The organism is Janthinobacterium sp. (assembly GCF_009923995.1).
Lineage (GTDB): Bacteria > Pseudomonadota > Gammaproteobacteria > Burkholderiales > Burkholderiaceae_D > Janthinobacterium.
Genome location: NZ_RFSK01000121.1, coordinates 1 through 5567 on the forward strand (window position 1 = coordinate 1; position 5567 = coordinate 5567).

General features: G+C 68.5%; 8 protein-coding genes. 4 read left to right on the forward strand and 4 right to left on the reverse strand.

The window, feature by feature from the left end; genetic code table 11:
- Positions 1 to 50: 50 nt before the first annotated feature.
- The 3 genes from EBS11_RS27835 to EBS11_RS27845 all read left to right on the forward strand — a co-directional run bounded on the left by EBS11_RS27835 (position 51) and on the right by EBS11_RS27845 (position 2026).
- A complete protein-coding gene (locus EBS11_RS27835; RefSeq protein ID WP_290608698.1) occupies positions 51 to 866 on the forward strand; it encodes an EamA family transporter in 816 nt (271 codons plus the stop codon).
- Between the two features lie 189 nt (positions 867 to 1055).
- Positions 1056 to 1505 carry a cytochrome c family protein gene (locus tag EBS11_RS27840; RefSeq protein WP_290608684.1) on the forward strand — a complete coding sequence of 150 codons (450 nt, stop codon included), beginning with the start codon at positions 1056 to 1058 and terminating at the stop codon, positions 1503 to 1505.
- Between the two features lie 218 nt (positions 1506 to 1723).
- Positions 1724 to 2026, forward strand: coding sequence for a hypothetical protein (locus EBS11_RS27845; protein WP_290608686.1), 303 nt, complete (start codon positions 1724 to 1726; stop codon positions 2024 to 2026).
- A gap of 11 nt (positions 2027 to 2037) precedes the next feature.
- Here EBS11_RS27845 and EBS11_RS27850 read toward each other — a convergent pair whose 3' ends face one another.
- Positions 2038 to 2391, reverse strand: a complete 354-nt coding sequence (locus EBS11_RS27850; protein WP_290608688.1) for a hypothetical protein — start codon at positions 2389 to 2391, stop codon at positions 2038 to 2040.
- 10 nt (positions 2392 to 2401) lie between these two features.
- Positions 2402 to 2611 carry a DUF378 domain-containing protein gene (locus tag EBS11_RS27855; RefSeq protein WP_365956368.1) on the reverse strand — a complete coding sequence of 70 codons (210 nt, stop codon included), beginning with the start codon at positions 2609 to 2611 and terminating at the stop codon, positions 2402 to 2404.
- A 406-nt stretch (positions 2612 to 3017) separates the two neighbouring features.
- Between EBS11_RS27855 and EBS11_RS27860 the strand changes: the two genes are divergently transcribed.
- Complete coding sequence (locus tag EBS11_RS27860; RefSeq protein WP_290608692.1) at positions 3018 to 4439, forward strand: methyl-accepting chemotaxis protein; 1422 nt, start codon at positions 3018 to 3020, stop codon at positions 4437 to 4439.
- Positions 4440 to 4503: 64 nt separating this feature from the next.
- Here the strand turns inward: EBS11_RS27860 and EBS11_RS27865 are convergent, their stop codons facing one another.
- The gene (locus tag EBS11_RS27865; protein WP_290608694.1) at positions 4504 to 5028 is read right to left on the reverse strand and encodes a GNAT family N-acetyltransferase; all 525 of its coding nucleotides are present in this window, start codon (positions 5026 to 5028) and stop codon (positions 4504 to 4506) included.
- A gap of 7 nt (positions 5029 to 5035) precedes the next feature.
- A complete protein-coding gene (locus EBS11_RS27870) occupies positions 5036 to 5566 on the reverse strand; it encodes a helix-turn-helix transcriptional regulator (RefSeq protein WP_290608696.1) in 531 nt (176 codons plus the stop codon).
- Position 5567: the final 1 nt, after the last annotated feature.

A 5567-nucleotide genomic window follows, 5' to 3' on the forward strand; every position in this document is an offset into this window, starting at 1 on the left:
CCTCGACCTCCCCCCTCCCCGACAGCATATTGCTCCCTTCCCTGGCCGTATTGGGAGGGCAGATTTCCGTCAATCTGGGGGCGGCCATCGCGAAAAACCTGTTTCCCGTCATCGGTGTCGAGGGTATCACGGCGTACCGGGTGGGCTTCTCGGCCCTGATTCTGCTGGCCATCTTCCGCCCCTGGCGCTTCCGTCTGACGCGCAAGGACGTGCTGAACCTGCTCGTCTACGGTTCCGTGCTTGGGCTGATGAACTTGCTGATTTACCGCGCATTTGCGCTGATACCGATCGGCATTGCCGTGGCCATCGAGGTGACGGGGCCGCTGGCCGTGGCCATGCTGTCGTCGCGGCGGCCGCGCGACCTGTTCGCCGTGGCCTGTGCCGCGTTCGGCCTGTATTTGCTGCTGCCGCTGCAGGGCAGCCCGGGCAGCCTGAACCCCGTCGGCGTGGCGTACGCGCTGGGGGCGGCCCTGTGCTGGGCGCTGTACATCATCTTCGGCAAGCGCGCCTCGACCTTGCAGGGCGGCCAGGCCGTCGCCTGGGGCATGACGGTGGCGGCCATGGTGACGGTGCCCATCGGCGTCGCCTATTCCGGCACGGCCCTGCTGGCGCCGTCCATTGCGCTGCTGGGCCTGGCCATCGCCATGCTCTCCAGCGCCCTGCCGTATTCGCTGGAAATCTTTGCCCTGCGCCGCCTGCCGCAAGGCGTGTTCGGCATGTTCAGCAGCGCGGCGCCGGCCGTCAGCGCGCTGGCCGCCATGGCCGTGCTGGGCGAGCTGCTGAGCCTGACGCAGTGGCTGGCCATCGGCTGCATCGTGTTTGCCTCCGCCATGGCGGCGCTGGGCGCGCAAGGCGGCAAGCGCTAGCGGCGCCTGGCAGTGCAGGTCCCAGGCCTCCAGCCTCATGGCACAAGCCTCCGGCCCCATGGCGCAGGCATGCGCACGCTCAAGGTGCCCCCAAGCAGTTTTCGGCAGCGCCGCGCGCGCCGGCCGGCAGGTTTTGATGCCTGGCTGTAAAATGCCCCCTTCCTTGCCCCGTATGGCATGTTCCCTTGCATGCCTGTCTCGCCGATGACCTTACCCTTGTCCTTCCCGTTCCCCCATCGCCTGGCACACGCCTGCGCGCTTGCCACGGCAGCGCTGCTGGCCCACGCCGGCGCCAGCCAGGCAGCACCTGCGCCCGCCGCCCCCGCCGCCCTCAAGGGCGATGCCGTGGCGGGCAAGGCGGCATTTCGCAAATGCGCCTCCTGCCACCAGGTCGGACCTTCCGCGCGCGGCGGCTTCGGCCCCAAGCTGACGGGCGTGATCGGCCGCAAGGCGGGCGCCACCACGGATTACAAGTACTCGGCGGCCATGCAAAACGCCAATCTCGTGTGGACCGAACCCACGCTGGCCGCCTTCCTGAAGGCGCCCAGCGATGTCGTTCCCGGCAACAAGATGCGCTTCTGGGGCATCGGCAATGCGCAGCAAGTGGCGGACCTGCTCGCCTATCTGCGCACGCAGTAAGCCCGCAGCAACGCACCCACGCGGTCACGCCCCTCGCCCCTTGCCCCTCGCCTCTATTCACGGCGGGCGCAAGCGTCAAGGCCAGCCCCTGACGCCGCGTGTCATGGCCACGTCACGCAATGGCGTTATCATGATGCCATTGCCATGATGCCATTATCATGATGACGGCCCCGCTCAGGAGCGGCTGGCCGCAAGCTGACACAACCCTGGACAATCACATGCACGCTTTTTCTTCCCCTGCCGCCACTTCCGTGGCCTCCCGCCTTGCCGGCTATCGCTGGCTCCTGGCTTGCCTGCTGTGCCTGCTGTTCCTGCCATTGACGCTGCCATGGCTGGCGCCCATGGCCGGCATCGCCATACCGGCGTGGCTGGCCCCGGCGACGGCCGGCATTACCCTGGCATGCCTGTTCGCCATGCTGGCCATCGCCTGGCGTGCCGGGGCGCTGCGGGGCCGCTTCGTGCTGGCCTTTGCCGCCGCCCTGCTGCTCCTGCCCGCCGCCCGCCATTTCCAGCTCATCTGATTCGCGGCAACTCAATCCCGATCCGCCAGGGCAGCGAGCACGCCCTTGCGCTTCTTGTGCGCCGCCTCGTACGCGCGCAGCCGCCGCCGCTGGGCGGCAGACAGGCCCGCGAGCTTGCCGCGGATCTGCGCCACCGTCAGGTGCTGGTAGCCGTCGATGGGCAGCGGCAGTCCTGCGGCCTGGCCCGCCTTGCGGGGCCGGCCCGCCGCCCGCGCGTCCGCCGTTTCGCCCGCCTCGGCCCTTTGCTTGTTTACGATGCGGGCCGCCACTTCTTCCTCGCGCCCCGGGTAGCGTCCTTCCTGTCTGAACTCCTGCTCCAGCTTCCTGAATTCGCGTTCGCGCTTGGGCTTGGCACCGACGGGCATGCGCCTTCCCCTAAGGCTTGGCGGGCAGCTTGCGCACGCACAGGTAGATGGAATACAGGGCAGCCAGGCCCACCAGGATATACACGCTGCGCGACGCCGTACTCATGACGCCCAGGATGCGCGCCACCACGTCGATATCGAACAGCCCCACCAGGCCCCAGTTCAAGCCGCCCACGATCAGCAGCACCATCGCTATCCAGTCCAGCGCATTGAGGCGCATGGCCGCCAGCTCCGCGCGCACGCTTCCTTCCGTTCCCGATTGTATATTTGCCATCTCTGCCTCCCTCGTCATTCATCCGTCTCCGGTCGCCTGCGCCGCCGGCAACGGTGCTGGCGGCGGCGCAGGACTGGAGTGTAGGCGCGACGGGCGAAATGGCTAGTCGGACGATCCCGCCGTGATGGGTAGGAAAATTCCTGATTGGGAACCGTCATGCGCGCCGACACGGGCGTGGGGGCGTGGCCGGCGCTGTTGCTGAATAAGCAGCAAGAAATTCCAATATGGAAATATTTATAGATTACTTAGTACCGCGCTGCTACACTCATTTCACCCCAGCAACTTCAGGGGCACGCTGCCGCGCCATGCCGCCTGCATGGGCTGTACCACCACGGGATCAAGCTGAGGGGACATGAATATTTCAAACATACGCATCGGTGTGCGCCTGACCACCGGCTTTCTGCTCGCGTCGCTGCTGCTGGCCGTGGTGGTGGCCATCAGCACCTGGCAGCTGGCCACGGTGAGCGGCGAAATCGACAGCAGCGTCAACCAGCGCTATGCGCGCATCGAGCAGCTGCACGCCCAGCGCGCGCAGGCGCAGGCCGGCCAGCCGGCCGACCTGTCCCGCATCGATGGGCAGATCGCGGCGCAATCGGCGCAGATGCGCGCGGCCGCCGGTGCGGCGATACGACGGGCACACGATACGAGCGTGCTGATCATTGCACTGGGCGTCGTCGGCGGCGTGCTGAGCCTGGCGACGGCATGGTTCATCAGCAGCGGCATCGTGCGGCCCCTGCGACACGCCGTGAAGGTGGCGCGCAAGGTGGCCGGCGGCGACCTGAGCGGCAATATCCGCGTCGAGTCCGCCGATGAAGTGGGCCAGCTGCTGCAGGCGCTGAAGGAAATGAATGCCAGCCTGATCACCATCGTGGGCGAGGTGCGGGGCGGCACGCAGGACATCGCGGGCGCTTCGCAGGACATTGCCGCCGGCAACCTGGACTTGTCGCAGCGCACGCAGGCGCAAGCCAGTTCGCTGGTGCAGACGGCCGCCTCGATGGTGGCGCTGACGGGCACCGTCAAGCAGAATGCCGATAACGCGCGGCAAGCCAACCAGCTGGCGCAATCGGCCGCCGCAGTGGCCGGCAAGGGAGGCACGGTGGTGGCGCAAGTGGTCGACACCATGAGCTCGATCAATGCATCCTCGAAAAAGATCGTCGATATCATCGGCGTCATCGATGCCATCGCCTTCCAGACGAACATCCTGGCCCTGAACGCGGCCGTGGAGGCGGCGCGCGCGGGCGAACAGGGACGGGGCTTTGCCGTCGTGGCCGCCGAAGTGCGGACCCTGGCGCAGCGTTCGGCCGGCGCGGCCAAGGAAATCAAGCAGCTGATCGGCGACTCCGTCGACAGCGTCGACGCGGGGGCGCGGCTCGTCGATACGGCGGGCGCCACCATGCGCGAAATCGTCGCCAGCGTGCACCGCGTCACGGACATCATGGGGGAAATCAGCATGGCCAGCGGCGAGCAACTGTCCGGCATCGAGCAGGTCAACGCGGCCATCGTACAGATGGAACAGGTGACGCAACACAACGCGGCGCTGGTGGAGCAGGCGTCGATGGCGGCGGCCGGCATGCAGCAGCGCGCCGCAGAACTGTCGGGCACGGTGGGCATCTTCCGGCTGGGCAACGAAGCGGGCCCCGCAGCGCTCCAGGCGACGGCGCCCCTGCGCGCGGCGGCGGGCATCAGCCTTGCCGCCGCGCACGGCAAGGCCGTCCCCGCGCCCGCCCTGGGCCGGACGCGCCCTCCTGCCGTCAGATCACGGCGCAAGGCCTGAGTTCCCCACGCCGCCGGCAGCCGCAAGGCGCCGGCCGTGCCTGCGGCTCATGCGTGCCTGCGGCTCATAACTGTTTGTACATGATGGTGGTGGCATCGAGCCGGTCGCCGGCCGGTGCCAGCGCATAGGCGGGAATGCTGCCCGCCACCGCATAGCCCAGCGACAGGTACAGGGGCTCCGCGTGGTCGCTGCTGCGCGTATCGAGCGTCAGCAGGCGGCGCGGCAGGCGGCGCGCCTCGGCCTCGACGGCCTGCATCAGCAGGCGGGCGATGCCGCGCCGGCGCAGCGCGGGGGCAACCAGCAGCTTGCGCACTTCGGCCCGGTGCGCCTGGTTGGGATTGGTGTCCCAGTCCAGCTGCACGGCGCCCGCCACCCGCCCGTCCACTTCGGCCACCAGCAGCAGGCGCACGCCGCGCGCGACGGCCGGCAAGACGTTGTCCGTCCAGAATGCCTGGCTGGCCGCCACGCCGAAAGGCAGGATGAAGCCGATACTGGCGCCGTCGTGCACGCACGCCTGCAGCAAGGCGCCCAGTTCCGGCAGGCGCCCGGCGATATCGGCAGGCGTGAACAGTCGTAGTGATGGGAGCATGGCGGCCTCAGACGATGAACAGGAAATAGCGGGCGCCGCTGTCGGGCGGCGTGACAAAGGCGCTGGCGCCGTGCAGCTGGTAGCGCAGGCAGTCGCCGGGCAGCAAGTCGTGCGCTTGACCATCGACCGTCACGCGCAGCTTGCCTTCTTGCAGCAGCAGATGGTGTTCCATGCCGGGCCGGGGCGAGGCCGCATAGGCTATGCGCACGCCCGCGGCCAGTTCGCATTCGAGCGCTTCGCCCGCCAAGGCGCGCGACGGCGGCGAGACGGCGCGGCGGATGAAGCCGGTATCCGGGTCCGTCCACACGCTTTGCTGGGCCCGCCGCAGCAGGGGCGGAAAATCGTCTTCCACCATGCGCAGCAGGCGCGACATGGCCAGGCCATAGGCGGCGCACAGCTTGCCCAGCACGTGGGTGGTAGGGCTGACCTCGCCATTTTCCAGGCGCGACAGGGTGGCACGGCTGACCTCGCTCGCCTTCGCCAGCTGGTCCAGCGACCAGCCCCGTTCCACGCGCAGCTGCTTCAGGCGCGCCGCCAGG

Bases quoted from the DNA above. Each gene is read 5' to 3' on its own strand.
- EBS11_RS27840 (WP_290608684.1), top strand. From the start codon at position 1,056: ATGCCTGTCTCGCCGATGACCTTACCCTTGTCCTTCCCGTTCCCCCAT.
- EBS11_RS27845 (WP_290608686.1), top strand. From the start codon at position 1,724: ATGCACGCTTTTTCTTCCCCTGCCGCCACTTCCGTGGCCTCCCGCCTT.
- EBS11_RS27850 (WP_290608688.1), bottom strand. From the start codon at position 2,391: ATGCCCGTCGGTGCCAAGCCCAAGCGCGAACGCGAATTCAGGAAGCTG.
- EBS11_RS27855 (WP_365956368.1), bottom strand. From the start codon at position 2,611: ATGCGCCTCAATGCGCTGGACTGGATAGCGATGGTGCTGCTGATCGTG.
- EBS11_RS27860 (WP_290608692.1), top strand. From the start codon at position 3,018: ATGAATATTTCAAACATACGCATCGGTGTGCGCCTGACCACCGGCTTT.
- EBS11_RS27865 (WP_290608694.1), bottom strand. From the start codon at position 5,028: ATGCTCCCATCACTACGACTGTTCACGCCTGCCGATATCGCCGGGCGC.